The organism is Methylovirgula sp. 4M-Z18 (assembly GCF_037890675.1).
In the GTDB taxonomy this organism is placed as follows: domain Bacteria; phylum Pseudomonadota; class Alphaproteobacteria; order Rhizobiales; family Beijerinckiaceae; genus 4M-Z18.
Window position 1 is genome coordinate 3,498,663 of the sequence record NZ_CP149574.1, and the last position, 26,421, is coordinate 3,525,083.

The 26,421-nt window shown below is 59.3% G+C and carries 21 protein-coding genes, 1 tRNA gene and 2 pseudogenes; 3 read left to right on the forward strand and 21 right to left on the reverse strand.

Going from position 1 to position 26,421, the window contains the following annotated elements:
- Positions 1–68: 68 nt before the first annotated feature.
- Positions 69–145 (forward strand) — tRNA-Arg (locus V9T28_RS16280).
- Between the two features lie 248 nt (positions 146–393).
- On the opposite strand, the gene V9T28_RS16285 is transcribed toward V9T28_RS16280, so the two are convergent.
- Complete coding sequence (locus V9T28_RS16285; protein WP_116400093.1) at positions 394–633, reverse strand: hypothetical protein; 240 nt, start codon at positions 631–633, stop codon at positions 394–396.
- 545 nt (positions 634–1,178) lie between these two features.
- Here V9T28_RS16285 and V9T28_RS16290 point away from each other — a divergent pair.
- Positions 1,179–1,331 (forward strand): annotated as a pseudogene (locus V9T28_RS16290) (transposase); the annotation flags it as partial.
- Positions 1,332–1,546: 215 nt separating this feature from the next.
- Here V9T28_RS16290 and V9T28_RS16295 read toward each other — a convergent pair.
- The 10 genes from V9T28_RS16295 to V9T28_RS16340 form a co-directional block, all read right to left on the reverse strand.
- Positions 1,547–2,020, reverse strand: a complete 474-nt coding sequence (locus V9T28_RS16295) for a hypothetical protein (protein WP_116400094.1) — start codon at positions 2,018–2,020, stop codon at positions 1,547–1,549.
- Between the two features lie 3 nt (positions 2,021–2,023).
- The gene (locus V9T28_RS16300; protein ID WP_158554754.1) at positions 2,024–2,695 is read right to left on the reverse strand and encodes a DUF2478 domain-containing protein; all 672 of its coding nucleotides are present in this window, start codon (positions 2,693–2,695) and stop codon (positions 2,024–2,026) included.
- Between the two features lie 135 nt (positions 2,696–2,830).
- On the reverse strand, positions 2,831–3,829 hold the full coding sequence (moaA, locus tag V9T28_RS16305; protein WP_116400096.1) for a GTP 3',8-cyclase MoaA: 999 nt from the start codon (positions 3,827–3,829) through the stop codon (positions 2,831–2,833).
- Positions 3,830–3,989: 160 nt separating this feature from the next.
- Positions 3,990–4,274 (reverse strand): hypothetical protein, encoded by a 285-nt coding sequence (locus tag V9T28_RS16310; RefSeq protein WP_116400097.1) that lies wholly within the window; start codon positions 4,272–4,274, stop codon positions 3,990–3,992.
- Positions 4,275–4,284: 10 nt separating this feature from the next.
- On the reverse strand, positions 4,285–5,076 hold the full coding sequence (locus tag V9T28_RS16315; RefSeq protein WP_445242173.1) for a peptidylprolyl isomerase: 792 nt from the start codon (positions 5,074–5,076) through the stop codon (positions 4,285–4,287).
- Between the two features lie 114 nt (positions 5,077–5,190).
- Positions 5,191–5,970 (reverse strand): respiratory nitrate reductase subunit gamma, encoded by a 780-nt coding sequence (narI, locus tag V9T28_RS16320; RefSeq protein ID WP_116400099.1) that lies wholly within the window; start codon positions 5,968–5,970, stop codon positions 5,191–5,193.
- A 14-nt stretch (positions 5,971–5,984) separates the two neighbouring features.
- Positions 5,985–6,689: a nitrate reductase molybdenum cofactor assembly chaperone gene (gene narJ, locus V9T28_RS16325; protein WP_245424036.1), complete on the reverse strand. Its 705-nt coding sequence runs from the start codon at positions 6,687–6,689 to the stop codon at positions 5,985–5,987.
- Positions 6,689–8,215 (reverse strand): nitrate reductase subunit beta, encoded by a 1,527-nt coding sequence (narH, locus tag V9T28_RS16330; RefSeq protein ID WP_116400101.1) that lies wholly within the window; start codon positions 8,213–8,215, stop codon positions 6,689–6,691. Before narH ends, narJ begins: the two co-directional genes overlap by 1 nt.
- The gene (locus V9T28_RS16335) at positions 8,212–11,955 is read right to left on the reverse strand and encodes a nitrate reductase subunit alpha (RefSeq protein ID WP_116400102.1); all 3,744 of its coding nucleotides are present in this window, start codon (positions 11,953–11,955) and stop codon (positions 8,212–8,214) included. The genes narH and V9T28_RS16335 overlap by 4 nt, the downstream gene beginning before the upstream one ends.
- Positions 11,956–11,970: 15 nt before the next feature.
- A complete protein-coding gene (locus V9T28_RS16340; RefSeq protein ID WP_116400103.1) occupies positions 11,971–14,709 on the reverse strand; it encodes a nitrate/nitrite transporter in 2,739 nt (912 codons plus the stop codon).
- 181 nt (positions 14,710–14,890) lie between these two features.
- On the opposite strand from V9T28_RS16340, the gene V9T28_RS16345 reads away from it, so the two are divergent.
- A complete protein-coding gene (locus tag V9T28_RS16345; protein WP_116400104.1) occupies positions 14,891–15,601 on the forward strand; it encodes a helix-turn-helix domain-containing protein in 711 nt (236 codons plus the stop codon).
- A gap of 806 nt (positions 15,602–16,407) precedes the next feature.
- On the opposite strand, the pseudogene V9T28_RS16350 reads toward V9T28_RS16345, so the two are convergent.
- From V9T28_RS16350 to V9T28_RS16395, 10 genes and pseudogenes are all read right to left on the reverse strand, one after another.
- A pseudogene (locus V9T28_RS16350) lies at positions 16,408–16,515 on the reverse strand (IS6 family transposase); the annotation flags it as partial.
- Positions 16,516–16,582: 67 nt separating this feature from the next.
- Positions 16,583–17,602: a GlxA family transcriptional regulator gene (locus V9T28_RS16355; protein WP_116400105.1), complete on the reverse strand. Its 1,020-nt coding sequence runs from the start codon at positions 17,600–17,602 to the stop codon at positions 16,583–16,585.
- A 153-nt stretch (positions 17,603–17,755) separates the two neighbouring features.
- On the reverse strand, positions 17,756–18,754 hold the full coding sequence (locus V9T28_RS16360) for a 4-hydroxyproline epimerase (RefSeq protein ID WP_116400106.1): 999 nt from the start codon (positions 18,752–18,754) through the stop codon (positions 17,756–17,758).
- 30 nt (positions 18,755–18,784) lie between these two features.
- Complete coding sequence (locus tag V9T28_RS16365; protein WP_116400107.1) at positions 18,785–19,636, reverse strand: ABC transporter permease; 852 nt, start codon at positions 19,634–19,636, stop codon at positions 18,785–18,787.
- Positions 19,633–20,481, reverse strand: a complete 849-nt coding sequence (locus V9T28_RS16370) for an ABC transporter permease (protein WP_116400108.1) — start codon at positions 20,479–20,481, stop codon at positions 19,633–19,635. Before V9T28_RS16370 ends, V9T28_RS16365 begins: the two co-directional genes overlap by 4 nt.
- A gap of 26 nt (positions 20,482–20,507) precedes the next feature.
- Positions 20,508–21,599 carry a quaternary amine ABC transporter ATP-binding protein gene (locus V9T28_RS16375; RefSeq protein ID WP_116400109.1) on the reverse strand — a complete coding sequence of 364 codons (1,092 nt, stop codon included), beginning with the start codon at positions 21,597–21,599 and terminating at the stop codon, positions 20,508–20,510.
- Between the two features lie 101 nt (positions 21,600–21,700).
- Positions 21,701–22,549: a glycine betaine ABC transporter substrate-binding protein gene (locus V9T28_RS16380; protein ID WP_199500061.1), complete on the reverse strand. Its 849-nt coding sequence runs from the start codon at positions 22,547–22,549 to the stop codon at positions 21,701–21,703.
- A 103-nt stretch (positions 22,550–22,652) separates the two neighbouring features.
- Positions 22,653–23,996, reverse strand: a complete 1,344-nt coding sequence (locus V9T28_RS16385) for an NAD(P)/FAD-dependent oxidoreductase (protein ID WP_116400111.1) — start codon at positions 23,994–23,996, stop codon at positions 22,653–22,655.
- A complete protein-coding gene (locus V9T28_RS16390) occupies positions 23,993–25,510 on the reverse strand; it encodes an aldehyde dehydrogenase (protein WP_116400112.1) in 1,518 nt (505 codons plus the stop codon). Before V9T28_RS16390 ends, V9T28_RS16385 begins: the two co-directional genes overlap by 4 nt.
- The gene (locus V9T28_RS16395; protein ID WP_116400113.1) at positions 25,503–26,414 is read right to left on the reverse strand and encodes a dihydrodipicolinate synthase family protein; all 912 of its coding nucleotides are present in this window, start codon (positions 26,412–26,414) and stop codon (positions 25,503–25,505) included. The genes V9T28_RS16390 and V9T28_RS16395 overlap by 8 nt, the downstream gene beginning before the upstream one ends.
- Between the last annotated feature and the right edge of the window lie 7 nt (positions 26,415–26,421).

The window sequence follows — 26,421 nt, forward strand, 5'->3', positions numbered from 1 at the left end:
TGCCGTCGCGCGGGAAAGCCAGTTGCGGCCCGGCCCGTGATAGGTTACATGGGGGGCAGGCTTTCAAAGCACCCATAGCTCAGCTGGATAGAGCGTTGCCCTCCGAAGGCAAAGGCCGCACGTTCGAATCGTGCTGGGTGCGCCACTTCGGTACACATCTGCGAAAGTTTGAATCGGCAAGGGCACCGCGCGCCATGGCCTGTTCCAGGGTCGATTTATCGCCCACAATCCCTATCGACCGCTCGCCGACTTCGATTCGATCGATCACAGCTTGAAGATTGGCCTTGCGGAAAGGAAGCGCGCCTGAGGTGATATTCTCGCGCGCGGCGCGCGGCCGAGCGCATGCGGTGCGGTGGCAAGTGAAAAACAAAAACGCGCGGTCTCCCATCGGCTTCAATGCCGCGTCGTTTGCCGCCTCAGGTCCGCAACGTAGTCTTTGAAGTCCTGCCGACCGGACAGAGCCACAAGGTGGCTGGCCCGCAACAGCGACGGCTCGGCGTCCCGCCACACAGTAAGCGTAGCGCGGGTTACCGATAGAGCCTCCATTGCCTCGCCAACGGCTTCGCCAAGGGTATAAATCCGCCCGGCAAAATCCACGATTTCGTCAGGCACGCAGCCTTCCAGAGAATTCATCTTATTGCCCCCCGCCGATCAATTCCCCTAACAGGCATGCTGAACGCCCGATTTGTTCCAAATGCGCTGGCGGAGAAAACGGCATCGCCGCCGCCGCAGCGAGAGCGTAAGTACGCGTTTGGGAAAACATAGTCCTAACCCCGGCCCATCGATTGCGCGTTCTTGTTGTTATGAATGTGGTAAAGTGTGTGACTGCGTACGTCGCTAGCTGGTCGTCCCAAATTATGGCTTCCCGTCCAAAAATGTGCGTGCAGGCCTACGGCGGCGCTGGTTTGTTTGGGTGTGCGCACGCGAACGGGCTTGCTGATCTTGAGTCCACGATCTCCGACCGAGTGCAACAGGCCCCGAACGCTTCCCTGAACTAGCCGCCATTATTCAGCGCCTTTGCGGCTTGGCAGGACGTTTTGCGACTGTCAGCCGGTACGCAAAGCGCGTCGATGCCGCTGAGCCTCTCCCGTGACGAAACGAAGATGTGACGGGCTAGGCTCAGGACCTATTAAATTAGGATGAGATGCGATTCACAGTGCCCGGATAGGGAGACTGTGATGGGTGATTTGTTTCTGCTGAGTGAGCGCCAGATGGCGCGCATATCGCCGTGTTTTACGTTGGCGCATGGCGTGCCGCGGGTTGAGGATCGTCGCGTTGTGAGCGGGATCGTCTATGTCATCCGCAACGGCTTGCAGTGGAAGGACGCACCGAAGGGTGGATTGAACTCTAGGCTCCACGTCGTCTGCAACGACAAGGCAGCCTCATCAACGATCGGAAGTCTCCGGGCTCTATTGCCTCCATAGAGCTCGACTTTTTGTTCCTGAGCTGCCGCTGAATTGCCTCCAATTGTAAGAACGTCGAGGTCGTTACAAGCACACCTTTCATTGCGCCGAGACCGACCAGGCTCCACGTAAATGGCGCAATGTCAGAAGAAAGCGAATCCGTGGGCTCCAGCGACAGTGCCGAATGCCGTGAGCGCTGCAAGCAGCAGAAGGAATTCGTGAAGACGGCTCATCCGGCGGAAAGTGGTGGCCGGGTCTTGCAGGGCGCTCTTCTCAAACGTCGAATGCAGCAGCGGTTCGATCACGAAAAGCATGAGCATGAAGACGAGCCACAGACCGAGCATCGCTCCCATCCACCAGAAATTCGGATCGGCGAAACGATCCCAGAGATCCAGCCGATAGGTCATCCAAAGTCCGGTCGCACCTACGAGCGGAATAGAGATGCGGACTTGAGCTGAAAAACGCCGCTCGATGCATTCGAACAGTACCAGGGCCTCTTCCGTTGTCCGACGTAATCTTGCGAGCGGCAGTATGATCAGCGTCACGAAGGCCAGCCCGCCGATCCAGTGGATCACGGCAAGCACATGCAGCGCGCGAGCTAGTGCAATGTCGTCCATCGCTCACCTCTCGAAAATTGGCAACAGGGGAGCGAACCGCTTCACACCGTTCATCCCGGATACAAGCGGAGACGGGCTGACGAGTGGCACCTTTTCCAGCGGCCGATTCATGCGGGCGCCACCATTTCTTCTCGTCAGCCAGAGGTCGGGCCACAGATGTCGCGCCGCGGCGAGCCCATCGGAGCCGAGTTCAGACATTGCGATCTCGCGGGTAAGCCCCGCCGAGAATTCGCGAAACGGCGTGAGATTGATGGAGGGGACGCCAATCAGGACGCGAACGGATAGATCAAGTGCGTTGGCGATCAGCGTTCTGAAACCGCCGCCTTCAACCTCGGTCTTTCCGAATTTGCAGAGGATCATAAGATCGGTCCGGCTGGATAGCCCAGCCTCCGCCGTTGCGCAGGCGCGGAGCAGTCGATCTGTGTTCAGGACACAGCCGCGGGCGTGAGGACCGCGATCATCCGATATGCGATGAAGCTCGCCCGTCGCGAGATCCTGCAGATGCATATCGCATTTCAGGCGATCAGGTTTCGGCTCGCTACGCTGAAGGAGACCGGCCAGCCGCATACCGTGCTCGGTCATAGCTGCAGTAACTTCCTGCAGCAAAGCCTCGAACTGCCCACCGTCGGAATAGACGATTGCGGTAATGGGATGGATTCGATCAGCGATCTGCATGCGGAATCTCCTTGTAAAATTGCTCCCAATCGCGGGCATCTGCAGTGCAGGCGCCGATACCAAGCCAGATGCTTCGGCGCGTTGGGCGACAGGTCCGAATACTTGCACGATAGAGGACTGTACTGGGCATTTGCTTCACCCGCCGAGCGCCGACATATAGCGTGCAAGCGTTGGCCGCCCCCCTCGATCGATCTGGAAGTCGTGCCCACGTGGTTTTGCTTGGATTGCGTTATCGATGGCGGCGTGGAGCTCTTCGTCAGCCTCAGAACCACGAAGTGCTCTCTTCAGGTCGACACGATCCTCTTGGCCGAGGCAGGTGTAAAGCACGCCTGTCGCGCTCACTCGAACCCGATTGCAACTCTCGCAGAAGGTGTGGCTCATCGGTGTGATGAAGCCGATCCTACCGCCTGTCTCGGCGACACGAGCATAGCGGGCGGGGCCACCGGTACGCTCGGACGTATTGATCAGCGTCCACCGCGTTTCAATCAGGCGCCGCAACTCGGTCAACGGCAGGTATTGATTGGTACGGTCCTCTCCGACATCGCCGAGAGGCATGGTCTCGATCAGCGTCAGATCCATCCCCTGACGATGAGCGAAGACAATCAAATCATGGATCTCACTCTCTGTGATCCCTTTCAGCGCGACGGCGTTGAGCTTCAGATGCAGGCCCGCTTCACGCGCGGCCCGTAGCCCGTCCATGACGACACCCAGCGTGCCGCGCCGCGTGATCGAACGAAAGCGCGCCGCGTCCAACGTATCCAGCGAGACGTTGATGCGTCGAACTCCGGCACGTGCTAGCTCTTCGGCATATTCGGCAAGGAGCGTTCCGTTCGTGGTGAGTGTCAATTCCTTGAGCGCTCCTGTCGCGAGATGCCGAGACAGTCCCCGCACCAGCGTCAGGGTACCCTTCCGCACCAAAGGTTCGCCACCCGTGATGCGGATCTTCAAGACCCCGCGGGCGACAAAGGCCGATGCCAACCGATCGAGTTCCTCCAGAGTGAGGAGTTCGCGGCGCGGAACGAAGGTCATTTGCTCCGCCATGCAATAGACACATCGTAAGTCGCAGCGGTCCGTCACCGACAGGCGCAGGTAGCTGATACGACGCCCGTAACTGTCGATAAGGGAACAGGCCATGCTGTCTATCCTCCAAATCGCGATTGATCGAATGGGAGCACTTCGACCCACGAGCCAGACTGCGCAGACGTTGAGGCGCCCGATACAGCGGCAATAGCGTCGGCGGACATCATCTGCCTGCCTGGGCTACGGCAGCTATCGCGGCGACCAATGCGCATCGTCAGGTCTCCACTCCTCGCGGTAGGGCCTTTTCGAGAATCGCGCGCATCGCCGCTAGGCCGGGATCTTCCGCACGGTTCATGATGCCGATGAGCTGAGTCCAAAGATCGTCGGACGCGGTTTCCATGAAATTGCGTACGATCGAGCCAACGATATCGGCTGGCGGACGGCCCGATCCATCGGCGGCCGCAGCCAACCGTGCCAGCAGGGCGGGCTCGTCGAAAGCTGAGACGAGGTCCATGGCAACCTTCGGATTGTCCAGCGCGGCAATGAGGTTTCCGAGCATCGCATCCTCCTCACTGCACCAGCGGCGACGAGGCACCATCGATTGCAATTCCGCTGATATTCGCCTGGCCGACAAGGAGAGAGAGATATTGCGCCGTCGCTTGACGGTGGACGCACTCGACCAGATAGGAGGCGATGCGCTCCCGCACGACCTCGAATGGAAGCTGGCGGCCGTCGATCCGACGTGTCAGGCGAATAAGGTGGACGCCGTAGCGCGTCTCCACCGGCGCTGAGATGTCGCCGGGGGCGAGCCCGATGAGAGCGGCTTCGAACTCCGACGTTGTGTCTCCCGGCCCGATCTGACCGAGGCTACCGCCGAGAGATGCCGATGGGCAGTCCGAGTAGTCGCGCGCGAGTGCCGCGAAGCGCTCTGGTTCCGCTGCCAAGGCGGCTCTCAGTGACGCCGCAGTTTCGCGCGCCGCTCCGAAAGCTTCATCATCATCTCGGCGGGCGCCTATCAATATGTGATCGGCTTGATAGAGCGAGGGGGTCACAAAGTGGCCAAGATTGTTCTCATAAAAGCGGCGGAGCGTCGCCTCGTCCGCCTCCGGGACACGCACTTCGCGTTCGATGAGGCCGCGCACCTGCGCGTCCTCCAGCGTCTCCCGCCGCCCGTCCTGGTCAACTTTCTGTTCCACGCAGATGTCGAGACGCCGCGCTTCCTGCAGGAGCAGTTCGCGAATGACCAGCGCACGGGTCGCTGCCCTCCAGCCCTCGCCGGGATTGCGCGCAGGAAAGTTCTGCACCTCGGTGGCAATCGCCTTACGCGTTATCGCCACACCGTTTACGGTCACTGGCGCCATCGTCACGCGCTCACGGGATGGTTTCGCGTCAAGTATCGCAGGTCGATGTTCGTGCGGATGTTCAGGGGCCGGCTGGCGGCTGGCCGCGTGGTTGATAATGAGCGCGGTCATGATTTACTCCGCGGGCTGGCGGGTGGGGCCGCCGGTGGCAGGCCGCTTAGGTGCGTGAGACCCGACCGTTGGCGCGGGCGCAAATGATCGGCGCCCCGCGAAACGCGTGCGGACCACCTGATAGCCGGGGCGACCGAGATACCAGACGGGTGCACTCCAGACATGGACCAGCCTCGTGAACGGGAAGACGAGGAAGATGGTCATCCCCAGAAGAAGATGCGCCTTGAAGATCGGATGCACGTCGGAAACGTAAGTTGCCGCCGAGGGCTGCAAAGTCAGGATGCCCTGCGCCCAGTTCATGAATTTTACCATCTCGTGGCCGTCCATATGACCGAGCGAGACGAAGATGGTGGAGAGGCCGAGGGTCAGCTGCAACCAGAGCAACAGCAGAATAGCGATGTCGCCGAAACTCGAGGTGTTTCGGATCCGGGCGTCGAACAGCCTACGATGGGCGAGAAGCGCGATGCCGATGAAGCAGGCAATGCCGGCGACGCCACCAAGGGTGATGGCTAGCCCCTGCTTGAAGCTGTGCGAAATGCCGAACGCGTCAAACACCCAGATCGGTGTGAGCAGCCCCACGAAGTGTCCGCCGAAGATCACCAGGATACCCACATGAAAGAGATTGGAGCCCCAGCGGAGCTGGCGCCGTCGCAGAAGCTGGGATGAACCCGTCTTCCACGTGTACTGTTCGCGGTCGAAGCGGATGAGGCTGCCGAGGAGAAATACGGTCAGGCAGAGATAAGGATACCAGCCAAAAAGCGCGTAATTGATTGCGTTGGACATTGCTTCCCCCTTCTCTATGCCGGGCTATGCCGCACGTCGCGATTGGCGGCGCGCATCTGAATTCTCAACCGATCGACGGAGCAGCCGTCGGCGGCGTTCCCCGGGCCAAAGGTGACAGCTGTTTCTTCCCAAGCGGCATCGATGGCCGCCAGATCGTCGGGCTCGTCGTCGGTTTCGACCGTGTCAGCGATCTCGGCGATATCGCTGACGATCGAAAGTATGGCCGTGAAGACCGCGGCATAGCCCCCGTTTCGCTTGGCGAGCCTGTCCTCCAGCACCGAGAGGATATGAGCTGTCTCCTTGAGCAGGCTACGCGCCTCGTCAAGTGGCCGCGCAGAGAGGAACTCCAGGAAAAGCGGAATGAAATCGGGCAGTTCGTTTGCCTCTATGACGAGGCCGCTGCGCTGATAATGCGCGACCAGGTCGACCATTGCTTGGCCTCGGTCGCGGCTCTCGCCATGGATATGCTCGAAGAGATGCAGCGAGTGACGGCGCGTCTTGTCGAACAACTCGACGTAGCGTTCCTGAAGGTCACACAGATCTCCCGCGCCCAGATCGGCAAGCAGAGGCCGCAACTGCTTCATCGCTTCTTGCGAGACCAACCCCTCGGCTGCGAGCACTGCGGCGATTTCCGGGATCGCGGCCGTGAGTTCCATGGTCGGATAGGCGAGGAGCACCGAGAGTGCCTTGAAAGTCTTTTTCGAAGGAAGCTCGGCCATCATGCGATCTCCATCGGGTTCGTCGGCCGCTTGGTTTGCTTGGTTCCGAATAGGTTCGTTTCTGTGGAGCCGCCCGAGCAGCCGTTTCCAAAGGAGAAGCCACAGGAACCGCGCATATCCTGCGTGTCCTCGCTCCATTCGCGGTGGGCAGACGGGATAACGAAGCGATCTTCGTAGTTCGCGATCGCCATCACCTTGTACATCTCCTCGATGGCGACGCCTGTCAGGCCGACCCGCGCCGCGATCGCCTCGTCGAGGCGGCCGTCAATCGTCTTGGCCCGCATGTAGCTGCGCATCGCGAGCATGCGTTCGAGCGCCAGCGCCACCGGTTCCTCTTTTCCAGCAGTGAGCAGATTGGCCAGATACTGGAGCGGGATGCGCAGGCTGCGCACGTCCGGCATATCGCCGTCGACGCCCATCTTGCCCGCAGCCGCCGCGGACTGGATCGGCGAGAGTGGCGGCACATACCAGACCATCGGCAGCGTCCGATATTCCGGATGCAGCGGAAAGGCGATCTTCCACTCCATCGCCATCTTCCAGACCGGCGAGAGCTTGGCGGCCTCCAGCCAATTGTCCGGAATGCCGTCGGCGCGCGCCCGCGCGATGACGGCCGGATCGTTCGGGTCGAGGAAGACGTCGAGTTGGGCCTGATAGAGATCCTTCTCGTCCGGCGTGCTCGCCGCCGCCTCGATACGATCGGCGTCGTACAAGATGACGCCGAGATAGCGGATGCGCCCGACGCAAGTTTCCGAACAGACCGTCGGCTGCCCCGCCTCGATGCGGGGATAGCAGAAGATGCACTTCTCCGATTTGCCGGACGACCAATTGTAGTAGATCTTCTTGTAGGGGCAGCCGGAAACGCACATGCGCCAGCCGCGGCACTTGTCTTGATCGATTAGGACAATGCCATCTTCTTCCCGCTTGTAGATGGCGCCCGATGGGCAAACGGCCGCGCAGGCCGGGTTGAGGCAATGCTCGCACAGCCGCGGCAGATACATCATGAAAGTGTTTTCAAACTGCCCGTAGATATCCTTCTGGACACCTTCGAAATTCACATCCTTCGACCGCTTTTCAAACTCGCCACCGAGGATCTCTTCCCAGTTCGGCCCCCATTCGATCTTTTCCATGCGCTCGCCGCTGATGGCTGAACGCGGGCGGGCCGTCGGGAAAGCTTTTGACTCCTTAGCTGTATGAAGGTGCTCATAATCGAAGGTGAACGGCTCGTAGTAGTCGTCGATCTCCGGCAGATCGGGGTTGGCGAAGATATTGGCGAGGATGCGCCATTTGGCACCCATCTTCGGCTCGATGCGGCCGTTCTTCTTGCGTCGCCAGCCTCCGTTCCATTTATTCTGGTTTTCCCATTCCTTGGGATAGCCGACGCCAGGTTTGGTCTCGACATTGTTGAACCAAGCGTATTCGACGCCTTCGCGATTGGTCCAGACGTTCTTGCAGGTGACGGAGCAGGTGTGGCACCCGATGCATTTGTCGAGATTCAGCACCATCGCGATCTGAGCACGGATTTTCATTCTGCAGCCTCCTTCGGCGCTTCAGACACGAGCGGCCCTTCGAGCCAGTCGACATTGGCCATCTTGCGAACGATGATGAATTCATCGCGATTGGAACCTACGGTTCCGTAGTAGTTGAAGCCGTATGACTGCTGGGCGTAGCCGCCGATCATATGGGTGGGCTTGAGAACCGTGCGCGTCACCGAGTTGTGGATGCCGCCTCGATTGCCGGTCATCTCCGACCCCGGCGTGTTCACGATCTTCTCCTGGGCGTGATACATCAGCATCATGCCCGGCTTGATACGCTGGGAGACGACGGCGCGGGCAGTCAGCGCGCCATTTATGTTGAAGACCTCGACCCAATCATTGTCGACGAGGCCGGCGACCTTCGCATCGGTCTCGGAGATCCACACCACCGGGCCGCCGCGATTGAGCGTGAGCATCAGCAGGTTGTCGGTGTAGGTCGAATGGATGCCCCACTTCTGGTGCGGCGTGATGAAGTTGAGGACGATCTCCTTGTGCCCGTTGGGGCGCACGTCCTTCATGCCGGGGACCGTCTTCAGATCAACGGGTGGCTTCCAGGTGACGAGCCCCTCGCCAAAGGCACGCATCCACAGGTGATCTTGGTAGAGCTGCTGGCGGCCGGTCAGCGTGCGCCACGGGATCAATTCATGGACATTGGTGTAACCGGCGTTGTAGCAGACCTTCTCGCTCTCGATGCCAGACCAGGTCGGCGAAGAAATGATCTTGCGTGGCTGGGCCTGGATATCACGGAAGCGGATCTTCTCGTCTTCCTTCGGCAAGGCAAGGTGGGCATGCTCACGGCCGGTGATCTCCGACAAGGCTTCCCACGCCTTGATCGCCACCTCGCCATTGGTCTCGGGCGCCAGCATGAGGATAACCTCGGCTGCGTCGATATCGGTCTCGATCTTCGGCAAGCCCTTGGCCGCACCTTCAAGACGCAGACCGTTCAATGCGCCAAGCGCCTCGACCTCGTGCCTGGTGTTCCAGGCAATTCCCTTGCCCCCGTTTCCGACTTTCGTCATCAGGGGGCCCAGCGCCGTGAACTGGGCGTAGAGATTGGGATAGTCACGGGTGACGAGCGTGACCGACGGCATGGTCTTGCCGGGAATGGGCTCAATTTCGCTGAGTTTCCAGTCCTTCACGTCAAGGGCCTGGGCCATCTCGGCGGGGCTGTCATGCTGGATGGGGGTGAGAACTACATCCTGCTCGACGCCCAACACTTCGGGTGAAACTTCCGAGAACGCCTTGGCAAGCCCCTTGTAGATCTCCCAATCGGACCGCGACTCCCAAGCCGGATCCACCGCCGCGGACAGCGGGTGGATGAAAGGATGCATGTCGGACGTGTTGAGGTCGTTCTTCTCGTACCAAGTGGCCGTCGGCAGCACGATATCGGAGTAGACGCACGTGGTCGACATGCGAAAGTCCAGCGTGACAAGCAGATCGAGTTTCCCCTGCGGCGCGGTCTCGTGCCACACGACCTCGGTGTTGCGGACCTCTCCTTCTGCACCGAGATCCTTGCCCATCACGCCATGGGTTGTGCCGAGCAGATGCTTGAGAAAATACTCGTGTCCTTTGCCGGATGAACCGAGCAGGTTCGAGCGCCAGACGAACATGTTGCGCGGCCAGCTGGCCGGATCGTCGGGATCATGGCAGGAGAGCTCCAGCTCGCCGGATTTCAGCGCCTTGGCGACATAATCCTTTGGCTCGAGACCAGCTGCCCTGGCCTTGGTCGCGATCGTCAACGGGTTCTGCTTGAGTTGAGGCGCAGATGGCAGCCAGCCCATGCGCTCGGCGCGAACATTGTAGTCGATGAAGCTCTTGTTCCAGTCGCCATCTGGTGCGGTGGGCGACAGTATTTCGGCAGCGGTCAGCGTCTCGTAGCGCCATTGGTCTGTATGGGCGTAGAAGAACGACGTGGAATTCATGTGCCGCGGCGGACGGTTCCAGTCGAGCCCGAAGGCCAGCGGCGTCCAGCCTGTCTGCGGCCGTAGTTTTTCCTGTCCCACGTAATGTGACCAGCCTCCACCCGACTGGCCGATAGTGCCGCAGAAGACCAGGAGATTGATGATCCCCCGGTACGTCATGTCCATGTGGTACCAGTGGTTCACACCAGCGCCGAGAATCACCATCGAACGGCCTTTGGTCTTCTCCGCGTTGGTGGCGAATTCACGCGCAACCGTGATCATCGCATCGCGGTTTACGCCGGTGATACGCTCTGCCCAAGCGGGTGTGAATGGCACGTCCGCATCGTAGCTCTTGGCCACGTGATCGCCGCCGAAACCACGGTCGAGGCCATAATTGGCCATCATCAGATCATGCACGGTGGCGACGGCTACCTCCTCACCGTCGTTCAACTTGATGCGGCGGATCGGCAGGCGACGCGCGAGGATTTCTCCGTGGCCAGTCGCGACGAAATGCTCGGTGGCACGGCCACCAAAGTACGGAAAATCGATGGAGGCGATCTCTGCGCCCTCGCCTGCAAGCGTTAGTTTGAGGCGAAGGTCATGGCCCTCGCCATCCTTCTCCTCGAGATTCCACTTGGCACTCTCGCCCCAGCGATAGCCGATCGAGCCGCGCGGTGCGACGAGGGCATCCGTACCCTCATCGATCGCGACCGTCTTCCACTCCGGGTTGTTGGTTTCGCCTAAACCTCCGGCGATCTCGGAGGCGCGCAGAAGCCGCTCGGGAACGAGCCGACCATCGCGCTCGGTCAGGCGGACCAGGAAAGGCAGGTCGGTATATTTGCGCGCGTAATCGTCGAAATAAGGAACCGTTCGATCAAGGTAATACTCGCGAAGGATGACGTGGCCCATAGCCAAAGCCAGTGCCGCATCCGTGCCCTGTTTCGGGTTGAGCCAGATATCGGCGAACTTGGTCGCCTCGGCATAGTCTGGGCTGACAACTGCGCTCTTGGTGCCCTTATAGCGAACCTCGGTATAAAAATGCGCGTCGGGTGTCCGCGTCTGCGGCACGTTGGAGCCCCAGACGATGATGAAGCCGGCATTGTACCAATCGGCGCTTTCGGGAACGTCGGTCTGCTCGCCCCAGGTTTGGGGGCTCGCCGGAGGCAGGTCGCAATACCAGTCGTAGAATGACATGCACACACCGCCCATCAGCGACAGATATCGAGAGCCCGCCGCGTAGGAGACCATTGACATGGCCGGAATCGGCGAGAAGCCGATGACACGATCGGGGCCATGGGCCTTCGCCGTGTACGCATTGGCAGCCGCGATGAGTTCGTTCACTTCGTCCCAGGTGGCGCGAACGAAACCACCGTGACCGCGGATCGCGATGTAGGATCGCCGCTTGTCCGCATCCTCGACGATCGAGGCCCAGGCCGCGACGGGCGGCATCGTGGCGCGCGCGGCGCGCCACAGCTTCAGCAGCCGCCCGCGGATCATCGGGTATTTCACCCGTGCGCCGGAATAGAGATACCAACTATAGGAGGCGCCGCGTGCGCAACCGCGAGGCTCGTGGTTGGGCAGATCGGGTCGCGTGCGCGGATAGTCGGTCTGCTGCGTCTCCCACGTGACGATGCCGCCCTTGACGTAGATTTTCCAAGAGCAGGAGCCGGTGCAGTTCACGCCGTGCGTGGAGCGCACGATCTTGTCGTGCTGCCAACGCTTGCGGTAGCCGTCCTCCCAGGAGCGGTCCTCGTTGGTGATGGTGCCGTGGCCGTCTGAGAAACTACCGACGGTCTTGCGGAAGAAGGTAAGGCGGTCGAGAAATTGCGACATTGCTTTTGCCCCTGATTATTTAGCCGCAGCCGAATGGACGGTCGCGCCGCGTTTGGCACGCTCGATATCGTGGAGAAGGCCGCCCTTGCGGGTGTAGACAGCCCAGGTCACGGCAAGGCAGCTCATGTAGAAGAGCAGGAAGCCCCAAAGCGCCGCTTCCGGCCCACCCGTGAGGGCGATTGACGTGCCGTAGCTCTTCGGGATGAAGAAGGCGCCGAAGGCCGCGATCGCCGAGGTAAAGCCGGTGATGGCGGCGGATTCCTTTTCCGCTTGCCGCCGACGCGTTTCCGCATCGGCTCCAGGCATCAGGCGACCCATCTCGTTCGCCATGATCACGGGGATCATTTGGAAGGTCGAGGCGTTGCCAACGCCAGTGGCAAAGAACAACACCAGGAAGGCAGCGAAGAAACCGATGAATGCGCCGGCCTGATCTTTGATGCCAATGAAGTAGAGCACGCCCCCGACGCCCACCATCATCAGCACGAAGGTCCAGAAGGTAACGCGCGCGCCGCCGTATTTGTCCGCGAGCCAGCCGGTACCCGAGCGTGACAGGGCGCCGACAAGCGGCCCGAGGAAGGCGAACTGAAGCGCGTTCACGTCGGGGAACAGCATCTTGGACAGGAGCGGAAAGCCGGCGGAGTAGCCGATGAACGACCCGAACGTACCGGTATAGAGCCAGCACATGATCCAATTGTGCTTGCGCTCAAAAATGACCGCCTGTTCGGCAAATGATGCCTTGGCGGAGGCGATATCGTTCATACCGAACCAGGCCGCGAAGGCGGAGACAGCAATGAACGGCACGAAAACGAAACCCGCGTTCTGCAACCAGAGCGGCGCAGTTCCCGGCGTTCCCTTGGCCATGACCGGATCGCCGCCGAGCCAGCCAAACACGCCTGCGGTGATCACGAGGGGTACGATGAACTGAACGACACTGACACCGAGATTGCCGAGACCGGCGTTGAGCGCGAGCGCGTTGCCTTTTTCCGCCTTTGGGAAGAAGAAAGAAATATTGGCCATGGACGAGGCGAAGTTGCCGCCACCGAAGCCGCAAAGCAGCGCAAGGATCAGCAACACGACATAGGGTGTGTCAGGGTTCTGCACGGCATAGCCGATGCCGACCGCCGGAATGATGAGCGACCAAGTCGTGAGGGTTGTCCAGAGCCTGCCGCCGAAAATCGGTACCATGAAGGAATAGAAGATGCGGAGCGTCGCACCCGAGATGCCGGGCAGAGCGGCGAGCCAAAAGAGCTGATCGGTGGTGAAGGTAAAGCCCACGAGCGGGAGTTTGGCGACGACGACCGACCATACCTGCCAGATGGCAAAGGACAGCAGCAACGCCGGGATCGAAAGCCATAGGTTACGCCGGGCGATGCGGCGCCCCTTCTGCGCCCAGAACGCGGGATCCTCTGGGCGCCAGTCGGTGAGAGTGCCACCTTTGTACGGAACCACCGCGGGTTTGGGCATGCCCTGCATCTCGGGGAATGGCGGGAGCTTGGTAAGCGCTTCGCCGACCATTCCGCGCTCCATCTGGCGGATGGCAATGTGCATCCAAAGGAGCGCACCGGTGACCAGGATAAAGAGCGCCATGAAGCAACTCGTCCATAGACCGGTGAGATCGAGCAGGATGCCGAAAAGGATCGGCAGCAGGAAGCCGCCAAGGCCGCCAATCATCCCCACGAGGCCGCCGACCGCACCGACATGGTTGGGATAATAGACCGGGATGTGCTTGTAGACGGCAGCCTTGCCCAGAGCCATGAAGAAGCCGAGCACGAAGATCGTAACAATGAAGCCAAGCAAGCTCATCTCAAGATGGAAGGAGGTCGCGCCCTTCGTGCCATGGACCACGTAATCGGTTGGCGGATAGGACAGGACGAAGGTTGCCACGACGGAAACGAGAAAGGTCCAGTAGAGCACGCGCCGTGCGCCAAAGCTGTCCGAGAGGTGCCCGCCATAGGCGCGAAAGAGACTTGCCGGCACCGAGAAGAAGGCTGCGATCATGCCTGCGGTCTTGATATCGAGCCCGTAGACGTTGATGAGATATTGGGGCAGCCACAGCGCGAGCGCGACAAAGGAGCCAAAGACGAAGAAATAGTAGAGCGCAAAGCGCCAGACCTGCACGTTCTTCAGCGGTTCGAGTTCGAGCCAGGCGCTTTTTGGCTTGATCCCCGACCGCCTGCGTTCGACGATGATCGGGTCATCACGTGTCGTGAACCAGAATACGCCAGCCATGAGGACGAGGCTCGCCGCCCAGACCTGCGCCACAACTTGCCACCCGAAAGCAACGAGCACGAATGGAGCGAGGAATTTGGTGACCGCGGCGCCAACGTTGCCCGCGCCGAAGATGCCGAGTGCCGTTCCCTGTTTTTCTGCCGGATACCAGCGCGATACATAGGCGACACCGACGGCAAAGGAGCCTCCGGCTATTCCAACGCCAAGTGCGGCCAGCAGCATCTGAGGATAGGTATGGGCATAGGACAGTAGAAATGTCGCAACCGCCGCGGCCAACATGTTGGCCGTGAAGACGATCCGCCCGCCATAAATGTCCGTCCATATACCCAGCACTACCCTTATCAAAGAGCCGGTGAGTATTGGCGTGCCGACAAGCAAGCCGAACTGCGTCTCGCTGAGGCCGAGTTCCTGGCGAATGCGAATTCCTATGATGGAAAAGATGGTCCAGACTGCGAAGCAGACCGTGAACGCCGCCGTACTCGCGCCTAGAATCTGACCGGATTTCGGATACACGGTCGGTTGCATCGTAGACGGTCCCTTCGATAATTAGCCCCAAGGGGCGGATTCGTGTCCGCTCAATGCCAAACTGCCGAAGCCGCTGCTTCGCCACATTGATCTGCATCAAAGATGGTCGTGACAATTGTCACACATTGCAGAGCGGCGATCGACGGACCTCAATCGGGGAGAAGATGGGTTGAACGCAACGATGGGTAAGGAAGTGGTGCCTGAGGCATCGCCGCTATTTCGAGCGCTATCCGAGGTAACGCGCGGCGAGCTGCTGCGAAATGCCATGGTCCATGCAGTTGCGGCCGGCACCATCTTGTTCGAGCAGGGCGAGGTGCCGAACTTCCAACTGATGGTTCTCTCCGGATCGGCCCAATTGTTTGGGCGATCCAGCGAAGGCCGCGAAGTGTTGATCGAGGCCGTCCGCGCCCCGGATCTCATAATTCCGGCCGCTGTCGTGACGGGCGCGCCTTATCTTATGCAGGCCCGCGTGCCGGAGCCGTCGCGCTTCTTGCTGATTCATGCGGCGGCGTTTCGTGCGGCCGTCCAGGCAGACCCTTTATTGGCGCACGCGGTAATTGGAAGCTTGGCGCAGCAGTTCCGACGCATGGTCCGGCAGGTCAAGAACCTGAAGCTGAGGTCCTCGACGCAGCGTGTCGGATGCTACATCCTTGCCTTGTCCCGACGGCAGGGCACGCCCAACCAGGTTGTGCTTCCTTATGAGAAAAATCTCATTGCGTCGGAACTTGGCATAACCCGGGAATCGTTTTCGCGTGCCCTGTCTGGCTTGGAGAGATCGGGGATAAGGGTCGAAGGCCAGACAATCGCAATTCTCGACGCTGTTCGGCTTGCGGCCGAATGCGTTCCCGATCCGCTGATCGACGGAACGGACAACGGCGACTTCGTGTCGTGATTGGCTCGCTGCTGGGCAATTCGTCGTACACCGCTATCTGACGCTGAGGTATTCGGTATCGGTAGCCTGACATCAGTCTATCAATATCTGTCGGCAATCACAGGCTGGCGCAGATGTGAGTATCGCATCGCAAAGGTGCATGGTTGCGGGGGCAGGATTTGAACCTGCGAAATACGCGCCACCCCGATATCGGAAATTTGTACGGTAGTCGTCGAGGTCAGCGATCAAGTCCCAGACGGGGCACTTCGACTCAATTTGAGATACAGTGACTGGCGGATCAAGAGACTTCGGCCAAACTACAATTTTGAGCAACACATAAATTTAAACAACAATATCAACTAGGTAGACTTTCATAATTTTATTCTGACTGGCGCGCCACTTCGATACACATCTGCGAACGTTTGGATCAGCAAGGGCGTCCTGCGCGATAGCCTGCTCCAAGGTATATCTATCTCCAACAATCCGGACGGACAGATCACCAACTTCGATTCGGTCGATTACGGCGTGAAGGTAAACCTTGCCGAAGGAGCCGATCCGGAAGTGATATTTTCGCGCAACTTACGGCCAAACTCGGCCAAAAGCTGAGTGGAAGCTCGATCGGCGGCCCCGCTGCAAATAATCGGTTTGGCCGCTGAACCGAAGGTCCGCGCAGCGCGAAACCCGCCACCACGAGTTCCACGCGCGTCTTGGCGTTTCGCTCCTATCAAGCGAGGAATTTGCAACAGAGCCCTTGTCAAGATGCGGATCTGAGTCAGATGGAAAGTTGATCATACCGCCACACTCCAACGTCCACGTTAAGGTGACGCGACCATCCGCAAACTCAAAGGAAAGCGAAAATATAGCCACACGGCATGGGCGATTAATTCTGCCGGAAAACGGCGGCCCCGGTAGCACGATTTGAAAACGTCTTTCATGCCGGAGAACCTGCCAAGGCCGCGATGCCCTTGTCAACGTGCAAGCATCGCAACAGCACCTCGAAAGCTACTCGCCGCGCTGGTGCATACTGCGATATTGCGTTGGTGACATCCCAAACGCTTCTTTGAAGCGTTTAGAAAAGCTGGACGGCAAAAATCCGATTGAAAGACCCACTTCAGTAAACTTTTCCATCGAGAACGCGACCGATTGTCTTGCAGCTTCCATGCGAAGATCCATGTAAGCGTGGCTCGGCTGTTTGCCGAGCTCCGCTAGGAACAATCGCTCCAAACCACGCGGCGTAATGCCACATTGAGAAGCTATCGTACGGATCTTTTTGGGGCGGCCCAAGTTCTGCTCCATGAGCAGGAGTGCGCGGCGCACTCGCTTGTCGGTCACGCGTGCTTCAAAGGGATTCCGCGGCTGCGGGTCGGACGGCCCCCGGGCTCGTTCGATCTGCAGGACCTGCATGGCCTTTTGCTTCGCAGCACGTCCCAGATGACGTTCGACGAGGAATGCCGCGACATCCGCGGCGCCTGCCCCGCCGGCGCAGGTGATCCTACTGCCATCCACAAAGAAAAGCCGATCAGCCATCACTCCGATTTCCGGGAAGCGTTCCCTGAAGTCGTGGTAATGGAACCAGCTCACGCAAGCCCTCCGCCCCTGCAATAGACCACATTCCGCCAGGATGAAGGCGCCGGTACAGATCCCGATCAGTGGTACTTGCGCCGCGTTGGCCTTGAACAAGAAATCGCGGCTCGCAGCATCCAATTGTTCGGCTTCGCGCAAGAGGCCGCCGACAACAGCGATATGGGAAAATCGTCTCGGATCGCCTAGTCCCGCGGTCGGCGCGACCTCGATACCAGTGCTCGATCGAATGAGCCGGCCTGTTGCGCTCAAAATCTCCCAATCGCAGTCCACCTTTCGGCTACGGTCGCCTTCATCGCCGGCCAAGCGCAATGTATCGATAAACAGTGCAAGAGCCGACATGGTGAAGTCCTTGGCAAGCACAAAGCCGACTCGCAGACCTTGCTGCTGCGGCTCGGCCAACGGGCGCCGAGGATGAGCCGTTGTGACGCTCACAACCATAGAAACCCACTCCTTGTTACATCCGAATTCCGGCGATTGGCGCGCGGACGAAGCACTGCATGTTTCGGCTGCACCGCCCGAACATCCAATAGGCAGACAATGGCATGGACAAACTAGCCATCTCAGCACTCGGTCAAGCTTGTGTCATTCATTTCACAAGATTTGAAATCCGTGCGCCAAGGGATCGCGTTCATCCACAAAAATCGTGTTATGCCCCGTAATGTGGGCCCACCCAGCAACACTCGGAGCAATGCCGTCGAATGGCCCTATTTTCGCGGTCGCCTCCACCCTCCCCTCAAACACCGTACCAATCAGACTTTCATTCCGAAACGTATCACCGAGTTTCAGGAGGCCTTTGCCGTATAGTTGCGCCATGCGAGCCGACGTTCCCGTGCCGCCCGGCGAACGGTCGATCGCCTTCTCACCATAAAAGACGGCGCTGCGGTCATCTGCCGTCGCATTTGGCAAGCCGTCACACCAGATCGCGTGATGGACGCCGCGAATCCGGCTATCCTCAGGATGGATCGGATCGCATATCTCAGCCAAAGCCGTTCGGAGACGCCGGCTGACATCAGCGATACTGGCGGCAGACGTGCCGGTGAGACCCGACCAGTTCTTCTGCGGCTCAATCACGGCGTAGTAATTGCCCCCGTAAGCAACGTCGACAACAAGCTGACCGATGCCCCGCACATCGACCTCGAGGTCGGCCGCGTGAAGATAGCTCGGCACGTTGAATAAGCGCACGCTTCTGACAGAGCCATTCGCCATCTCATATGTGACGTCCACCCGCCCGGCAGGAGCTTCGATCGAGAGCATTCCCGGCACCCGCGGCGTCACAAGCCCTTCTTCGATCACGACAGTGGAGAGCCCGATCGTTCCCGCGCCGCACATCGGGAGACAGCCGCTGACCTCGATGAAGAGCACGGCGAGATCGCAGTCCGGTCTGGTCGGAGGATAGATGATCGCTCCCGACATAATGTCGTGTCCGCGAGGTTCGAACATGAGCGCCCTACGGACCCAATCATGCTCGCGTACGAAGATCTCTCGCCGTTCAGCCATTGAGACGTTCGGCAGCAATGGCGCGCCACCGACGACCACGCGCACCGGGTTTCCGCACGCATGCGAGTCGATACAGTAGAAACTACGTCTCATGTGATGATCCCGCAAATTGCCTGACCACAATCAAGTGCTGCTTGGGAATTTGCGGCCCTGCAGAACGCCGCGCGAGAGCCTATCAAGCAAAAGCGCGACGGCCACGATCGCCAATCCCGCGCGTAAACCGACACCCATCTCCATACGGGTCAAGCCGCGGGTGACTTCCGCGCCGAGACCGCCTGCGCCCACAAGGCCAGCAAGAACCACCATGGCCAATGACAGAAGGATGCATTGGTTGAGGCCGACAAGTAGCGTCGGCGTCGCCGAAGGGACCTCGATCTTGAACAGAACATCACGGCGCGAGGCTCCAATCGCCGCCCCAAGCTCCATCAGATCTTTGGGAATTTGATTGAAGGCGAGCGTCGTCAGCCTGAGCATCGGCGGGACGCCGTAGACGATTGTCGCGATGATCGCAGGTACCCTACCAAGGCTGAAGAGGATGACCGCCGGGATGAGATAGACCCATGGCGGAACGGTCTGCATGATGTCCAGAAGAGGCCTGATTGCCGCTTCCAATCCCTTGTAGCGTGAGGCCAGAACGCCCACAGGGAATCCGATCATGACGGACAGGGCGACACTGACCGAAACCAAGGTGATCGTTTGTATCGAGGCCTCCCAAAGGCCCGCAACCCAACAAAAACCGAGGGCCAGACCGGCAAGGATCGCGGCGCGCACGCCGATCGATACAAAAGCCAAGACCACCACGACACCGATCAACACATAAGGAGGGACAAAGAGCAGCGCGCCGCCTATTCCGGTGAGAACCGCCTCGATGACCTCACTAATCACCGCAAACAAAGGATGCAGGTGTGCATTGAGCCAGTCTACGCTTGGAGCTAGAAACGTGCCTGGAGAAAACTGTGGAAGAGACCAGCTCATGACACACCTCCTTTACGCAAGCGAGAGGCGCTTTGCGTGATGCGATCCAGGACGATGGTTAGAACGACAATGGCAATGGCCCCATCGATAGATTTGGCGATGTCGAGCGTTCGGATAGCCTTGTAGATGGTTTCGCCGAGTCCGCCTGAGCCGACAATCCCGGCGATAACCACCATACCGAATGCCATCATCAGGCTTTGATTGACGCCCGTCATGATGCTCGGCATCGCAAATGGCAGGCGAATCTTGAAAAACATTTGCCACGGCGTGAGACCTGTTGCCTCGCCAAGTTCGACAAACACGTGCGGCGTCATGCGTATACCGAGCGACGTCAGACGGAAAGCAGGAGGGACCGCCACGATGAAAGTCGCCACGACTGCAGTCGCCGGCCCATAGCCCAGGAGCGCAATTCCGGGCAGGAGATAGATATAGGGCGGCATTGTTTGGATCAAATCCAACATTGGCTCGACGATGCGGTCGAGTGCGGGGGCAAATCCCGCAAGAATCCCCGCAGGAATCGCCACGGCCAGCGCGAGCAGTGTCGCTGAAAGTACCAGAGCAAGCGTGCTCATCGCCTCTGGCCACAGTCCCATCATCATGCAAAAGACAAAAGCAGCGCCAGCGAGGATGCCAAACCACGCATTGACGACTCTCCAACCTAGCAAGGCGATAATCATCGCCACGACATAGAATGGCGAGACATTCAAGAGCCAGAGCACGCCATCGTAGATGCCTTCCAAAATCGCGCGAACAAAATCGAACACAAAGCCCGCGTTGTCGTTCAACCATCCGAGCGCGTTATCGATTGCATTGTCGACCGTGTCGACGAGACCAGAACTGTCCATATCCTAACCCTCCCGTCGGATATTGGTTATGCCGCAACTGTCTCTGCGGCCGGTGATCCTTTGACCCCGCGCAGCAAACCGCGCGTGGTCACGATCCCGACAACTGCGCCATCTTCGACCACGGCGATTGCATCCTGCCTCGATTGCATCGTGAGGCTGATGAGCTCGTCGATATCGGCGTCGGGCTTGGTCTTGAAGAGATTGGCGATATCGACGCCCGGTTGCGCTCGCCGGTATTCTGCAACAGGCTCCATGACGGAGTGGGCCTTGATCAGATGGAGGCGAGAAATGCCGGCGACGAACTCGGCGACGTAAGGATCGGCAGGTTTCAGCACAATATCTTCGGCTGTTCCAACCTGGATGATGATACCGTCCTTCATGATCGCGATGCGATCGCCGATGCGGATGGCTTCATCCAAATCGTGCGTAATGAAGACTGCCGATTTGCCCAGCTGCTTGGTCAATTGTCTGAATTCATCTTGCAGCTGGCGCCGAATGAGCGGATCGAGCGCACTAAAAGGCTCATCCATGAGAATGATTTCGGGGTCCGCCGCCAGGGCGCGAGCCAATCCGACACGCTGCTGCATCCCACCTGACAATTCCGTCGGGTATCGCGCGCCCCAATCCCCCAACCCGACCGTGGCCAGCGCATCTTGGGCGATTTTGTTCCGCTGTGCTTTCGGGATCCCCTGCACCTCAAGACCAAACGCCGCATTTTCGAGTACGGTTCGGTAAGGCAGCAGAGCGACGCTTTGGAAAACCATCGCGATATGGCGCGCCCGCATCTCGCGCAGCTCGGCGGAACTCAACGCGGAGAGATCGCGGCCTTTGACGAAGACCTTGCCCAAGCTTGGCGTGATGAGCCGATTCAACAGCCTGATGAGCGTAGACTTCCCACTACCCGAGAGCCCCATGATACAGAAAATCTCACCGCGGCGAACTTGCAGGCTGGCGTCGGACACGCCGACAACGCAGTTGAACTCTTGAAGCACCTGCTTCTTGGACAAGCCACGCTCAGCAACCGCCTTCATCGCCTCAGCAGCGTTGCCGCCAAAAATCTTCCACAAGGATTGGCAGTCGATCAGGACCTCGTTGATGTCGATAAGAGTATTTGTCATCGGATTTCCCCTCCGAAGCGGTCGTTCGCCGCTTTCTCCGGTTGTCTCTCGTTACCATCCACCGCCCGCCGAAGTGCCGAGCGGTGGATGTCAAGCCGGCATTATTTCTTGATATTCTCCCAGCGCTTCACCAGGTCTGCATGGCCATCGAGCCAGTCCTTGACAGCCTGATCCATGGTCTTTCCGTCTTTGACCTCCGCGTTGATCGTGGTGATATCCGCCAATGGCAAATAGATGCTGGAAATGACTTCGCGCGCGTGCGGATCTGCTTCCGAGAAGCCCTTATGACCGATCCAGTAGTAGCTCTGCGGCGGAGGGAAAACGCCCTTCGGATCCTTCAAGAACTTCACGTCGTACTTTTGCATCATCCACGACGGTTCCCAGAGCGTGACGGCAATCGCTTCTTTGCGATCGATCGCGGACTTCAGGGCTGCCGTCATACCGGCCGTGCTCCCCTCGACAAGCTGCAATTTGAGTCCGTAAGTTTTAACCGCGTTCGCGGCGTCGCGCATGAGGCCAGAACCCGGTTCGATGCCGATGATCTTACCGCCGAACTTGTCCGCGTTGTCATTGAGCTGGTCGATCGAGTCGATGTCCATATATTTGGGCACGGCGATCGCCTGATAGAGTCCATGGGACACCGGCGAGATCTTCTCCAAGCGGCTCTTGTTCTTGTCCCAGTAGTCCTGCGCCACGTAATCGGTCTGAGACGCCAGGATCTGGATGTCACCCTTGCTCAATGCGGCATAGGCGATACCCCATTCCGAGAACTCGGTGACCTTGACTTTGTACCCGGCATCTTCCAGGACTTTCTTCGTTACGCCCGTAATGGGGGTTAGATCCTCCCAGGAGAGGGTCCCCATTTCGATCGTCTTTTCTTGTGCTCGGACAGGCAGTATTGTCATACCGACCATCGCTGCGGCACACAGCGCTTTCCATAACGTTTTCACGACACACTCCTCCTCATTTTGATGCACGCGATTCGTCAAAAAATGCGCGCACGTCGTCGAAGGCCGGACTCGCGTCCGCCTTTGTTATTGCGGTGCCGGGACCTTATCTCTCCCGGCCGGCCCGCAATTCTTGCAGTCGAATTACCGAATTGATGCCGAGCCAGGCGAAGGGTTCGGGCGGAATTCTGCTTGGCTTCGGTTGATGTCGATAATTTTCGAGGTCTTGGCTAAAGGAATTGGTGGCCAGGTCAGCGGCCATCATCCCAGCAAGCGTGCTTTTGACGGTTCCCAGGCCGTTTTCGCAGCAGGCCGAGTAGAGATTCTCCTCGACCTCGCCAAACGCGGGCGCATGGTTCCGGCTCAGGCAGAGTGCGCCTGCCCACCGGTGTTCGAACGGCACGCCGCGCAACTCGGGAAAGCGCGCGTCGAGGGATCGCCTTTGCTCCGACGATATACGTCCGACGCGTTGATCAGAGACCCGAAGGCTCGGATCATAGGTAAAGCGCGTGCGAATGACGATCCGCGCCTTTCCTTGATTGCAGATCTTTCGAACCGTCGCGCCCATGGGATCGGAGGGCAGCAGAGCCCAACGTTCCGCACCGGTGGCGCGGCCGCCTTCCCCTTGCTGCGCGTACGCGGCTGTCATTGACGCATAGGTGAAAATGTGCATCAGCCGATGCTGGAAATGTCCGAAGCTCTGGATGTGTCCGTTCACGCCCAGAATGACTTTCGGCGCAGTGATGGTTCCCCGATTGGACCGCGCCTGCCAATGCGCTCCCCGCCGATTGAGTTCGAGAACAGGCGAGCGTTCGTAGAGTTCGATTTTCGACCCAAGGCCCCCCACCAATCCGAAAATATAGTCCGCGGGCTGAATCATGACGGCACCCGGCGTGTAGAGGCCGCCGAGATAATACTCGGACCCCGTGATGGCGCGCATCTGGGCCTTATCGAGGAGTTCGCACTTTTCGCCGATACGACTGAGCGACGTCCGATAGTTTTCGTTCAATGTCAGGCCGCGCGGAGTCGCGGCAGCATTGATCTTGCCGGATGGATCGAACGTCCCCTTCGACATGCCGTATTCGGCAGCCGCGTCTGCGGCGAACGCAATGGCGAGACGATTCTGCGCGATTTCCGATGCGGTCGACTGCGCGTCGGCCACAGAATATTCTCCGCTCGAAAGATTGTGCGGAACGTCGATCATGTAGCCCGAGTTGCGTCCCGCCGTTCCTTTTGCAACATCGCCGGCATCGAGCACGACGATCTTTTCTCCCGGTCTGAGTTGGGTCAGCCTGCGGGCTGCGGAAAGACCCGCAAAGCCGGCGCCGACAATCAGCCAATCGGCCAGGACATCGCCGTCAAGCGTTCGAACCGCGAAGTTGCGGGTACTGATGGCCTCCCAGCCAGAAGTCCCCGCATTCACAGGCAATCGCTTGACGACGCCGCTCATCGCACCGTCTCTTCAACTGAGCGATCCGAGACATCGATCCAGATCGTCTTGAGTTCGGTGTACTGGTCGTGCGCCCAAATCGATTTGTCGCGGCCGCCGAAACCAGATTCCTTATAACCACCGAACGGTGTGGTCGCGTCGCCCTCGCCGAAGCAATTGACGGTGACAACGCCCGCACGGATCTCGCGCGACAGCTTGATCGCGTGTCTGAAACTACCGGTGTAAACCGACGCCGTCAGGCCGTACACGGTGTCATTGGCAAGAGCGATCGCCTCCGAAAGGGAGTTGAAGGTCGTGACCGAGAGGACCGGGCCGAAGATCTCTTCTTGAAAGAGGCGGCTGTCGCGGCCGACGCCGTCGACGACGGTCGGTTCGACGAAGATGTCCTTCTGCGTCTGTCCACCAAAGGCAAGCGAAAGGTGCTCAGACTTGATCATCTCCAGGTACGACTTCACCTTCTCGAAATGCGCTTTGCTGACGAGCGAGCCGACACGATTCTCCGGATTGAGCGGGTCGCCCATTTTCCATTCGCGCATATAGGCACCGATGCGGGACATGAGCTCGTCTTTCACCGACGCCTGGACGATGAGGCGGGAAGTTGCCGAGCAATTCTCCCCCATATTCCAGAACGCGCCGTTGACGACTTGCTCGGCCACGAGATCGAGATCTTCCACATCGTTCATCACGACGGCGGGATTCTTGCCCCCGCATTCCAGAACGATGCGTTTCAGATTGGACTCGGCGGCATAGCGCAGGAAGCGTCGGCCGGTGGCAGTCGAGCCGGTGAAGCTGACCATGGCAATGTCCATATGCATGCCGATCGGCTCGCCGGCGTCCTTGCCGCCGCCGCTCACCACATTGAAAACGCCAGCCGGAACGCCGGCATCATGCGCGAGTTCAGCCACTCGCAAAGCGGTGAGCGTCGTCTCCTGAGCTGGCTTCACAATGATCGAGCAGCCCGCCGCCAGTGCTGGGCCTATCTTCCATGCCAGCATCAGCAACGGGAAATTCCACGGGAGCACAAGGCCCACGACACCAATCGGTTCGCGCACAACGAGCGTAAGCGCATTCGACCCGACTGGCGCTGTATTGTCGTAGATCTTATCGATCAGTTCCGCATGCCAGCGGATCGTATGGATCGTATCGGGCACGTCCACGGTCTGGCATTCGCGGACCGGCTTGCCGCTGTCGAGACTTTCCAGCACCGCCAGTTCGTGGCGATTGCGCTCGAGCAACTTGGCGAATTTGAGCAGGACCTCCTTGCGCTCGCCAGGAGAGCGAAGATGCCAGCGGCCATCCTCGAACGCCTCCTTCGCTTTCGAGACCGCATAGTCGACATCGGCGGGGCCGCATGCTGCGACTTCCGTCAAAACCTCTCCGGTTGCGGGATTGGTCGTCTTGAAAGTCTTTCCCGATGCCGCCGGCCGAAATGCGCCATCGATGAAGGCATTCGACGGATAAGACATCGAACGTGCGATCGCTGCATATTCGGCTGCGGTCAGAAGATCACGCATTGTTGGCTCCCGAGGTAATTTGAGCAATGGTGCGCTTCAGAGTCGTGACGATCGTCTGAAGGGTGCGCTTGTCTTCCGAATTGAGCGGACGCAGCGGCGCGCGCACCTGGCCGACATCGAGGCCGTTCAACTCGCATCCGAATTTGATCGACTGCACGAATTTGCCGCCCTCGAGAAAATCCATCAGCGGCAGCATGGCCGACATGATCTTGCGGCCTTTGTCGAAGTTCTTTTCCACCACGCAGGCTTCGTAGAGTGCGACATGTTCGCGGGGAATGAAATTCGAGCCGGCGCAAACCCAGCTACGCGCTCCCCAGGCAAAGAACTCGAGCGCCTGATCGTCCCAGCCGCACGACAGGCCGATATGCGGGAACTCCCGCGCGAGCATATGGACGCGGCCCATCTCGCCGGAGCTTTCCTTGATGGCCACGACATTCTTGGATTTACCGACGCGAGCGAGATAGTCCTCACCCATATTGACGCCCATGCGCGCCGGATAGTTGTAGAGCATAATGGGCAGGTTGGCGGCGCGGTCGACCGCCAGCGCGTGAACCGCATTCTCCCGTTCGGTCGGCAAGGCATAGGGAGGCGAAGTCACGAGGATCGCATCGGCGCCGATCGCCTTTGCCGCCTTCGCATATTCGATCGAATCTTCCGTGCGCGTCGCGCCCGTTCCGACGATTAGCGGCAAACGCGTCCCGATGACGTCCCTGGCATAGGCCGCGAGGTCGAACCGTTCCTGCGCCGAATGCGCATAATATTCGCCCGTCGACCCGCCCACGATGATGCCATGGACCTTGGCTTCGATCAGGGATTCGAGAACTGCCGCGAACGCCTTCTTTACAATGGCACCATCGGCGGCGTGCGGGGTGACCGCCGGTGTGTAAATACCTTCGAATCTCACGGCAGTT

What these genes read in the sequence shown, in the direction of transcription:
- V9T28_RS16285 (WP_116400093.1), bottom strand. Translation starts at nt 633, where the DNA reads ATGAATTCTCTGGAAGGCTGCGTGCCTGACGAAATCGTGGATTTTGCC.
- V9T28_RS16295 (WP_116400094.1), bottom strand. Translation starts at nt 2,020, where the DNA reads ATGGACGACATTGCACTAGCTCGCGCGCTGCATGTGCTTGCCGTGATC.
- V9T28_RS16300 (WP_158554754.1), bottom strand. Translation starts at nt 2,695, where the DNA reads ATGCAGATCGCTGATCGAATCCATCCCATTACCGCAATCGTCTATTCC.
- moaA (WP_116400096.1), bottom strand. Translation starts at nt 3,829, where the DNA reads ATGGCCTGTTCCCTTATCGACAGTTACGGGCGTCGTATCAGCTACCTG.
- V9T28_RS16310 (WP_116400097.1), bottom strand. Translation starts at nt 4,274, where the DNA reads ATGCTCGGAAACCTCATTGCCGCGCTGGACAATCCGAAGGTTGCCATG.
- V9T28_RS16315 (WP_445242173.1), bottom strand. Translation starts at nt 5,076, where the DNA reads ATGGCGCCAGTGACCGTAAACGGTGTGGCGATAACGCGTAAGGCGATT.
- narI (WP_116400099.1), bottom strand. Translation starts at nt 5,970, where the DNA reads ATGTCCAACGCAATCAATTACGCGCTTTTTGGCTGGTATCCTTATCTC.
- narJ (WP_245424036.1), bottom strand. Translation starts at nt 6,689, where the DNA reads ATGGCCGAGCTTCCTTCGAAAAAGACTTTCAAGGCACTCTCGGTGCTC.
- narH (WP_116400101.1), bottom strand. Translation starts at nt 8,215, where the DNA reads ATGAAAATCCGTGCTCAGATCGCGATGGTGCTGAATCTCGACAAATGC.
- V9T28_RS16335 (WP_116400102.1), bottom strand. Translation starts at nt 11,955, where the DNA reads ATGTCGCAATTTCTCGACCGCCTTACCTTCTTCCGCAAGACCGTCGGT.
- V9T28_RS16340 (WP_116400103.1), bottom strand. Translation starts at nt 14,709, where the DNA reads ATGCAACCGACCGTGTATCCGAAATCCGGTCAGATTCTAGGCGCGAGT.
- V9T28_RS16345 (WP_116400104.1), top strand. Translation starts at nt 14,891, where the DNA reads ATGGGTAAGGAAGTGGTGCCTGAGGCATCGCCGCTATTTCGAGCGCTA.
- V9T28_RS16355 (WP_116400105.1), bottom strand. Translation starts at nt 17,602, where the DNA reads ATGGTTGTGAGCGTCACAACGGCTCATCCTCGGCGCCCGTTGGCCGAG.
- V9T28_RS16360 (WP_116400106.1), bottom strand. Translation starts at nt 18,754, where the DNA reads ATGAGACGTAGTTTCTACTGTATCGACTCGCATGCGTGCGGAAACCCG.
- V9T28_RS16365 (WP_116400107.1), bottom strand. Translation starts at nt 19,636, where the DNA reads ATGAGCTGGTCTCTTCCACAGTTTTCTCCAGGCACGTTTCTAGCTCCA.
- V9T28_RS16370 (WP_116400108.1), bottom strand. Translation starts at nt 20,481, where the DNA reads ATGGACAGTTCTGGTCTCGTCGACACGGTCGACAATGCAATCGATAAC.
- V9T28_RS16375 (WP_116400109.1), bottom strand. Translation starts at nt 21,599, where the DNA reads ATGACAAATACTCTTATCGACATCAACGAGGTCCTGATCGACTGCCAA.
- V9T28_RS16385 (WP_116400111.1), bottom strand. Translation starts at nt 23,996, where the DNA reads ATGAGCGGCGTCGTCAAGCGATTGCCTGTGAATGCGGGGACTTCTGGC.
- V9T28_RS16390 (WP_116400112.1), bottom strand. Translation starts at nt 25,510, where the DNA reads ATGCGTGATCTTCTGACCGCAGCCGAATATGCAGCGATCGCACGTTCG.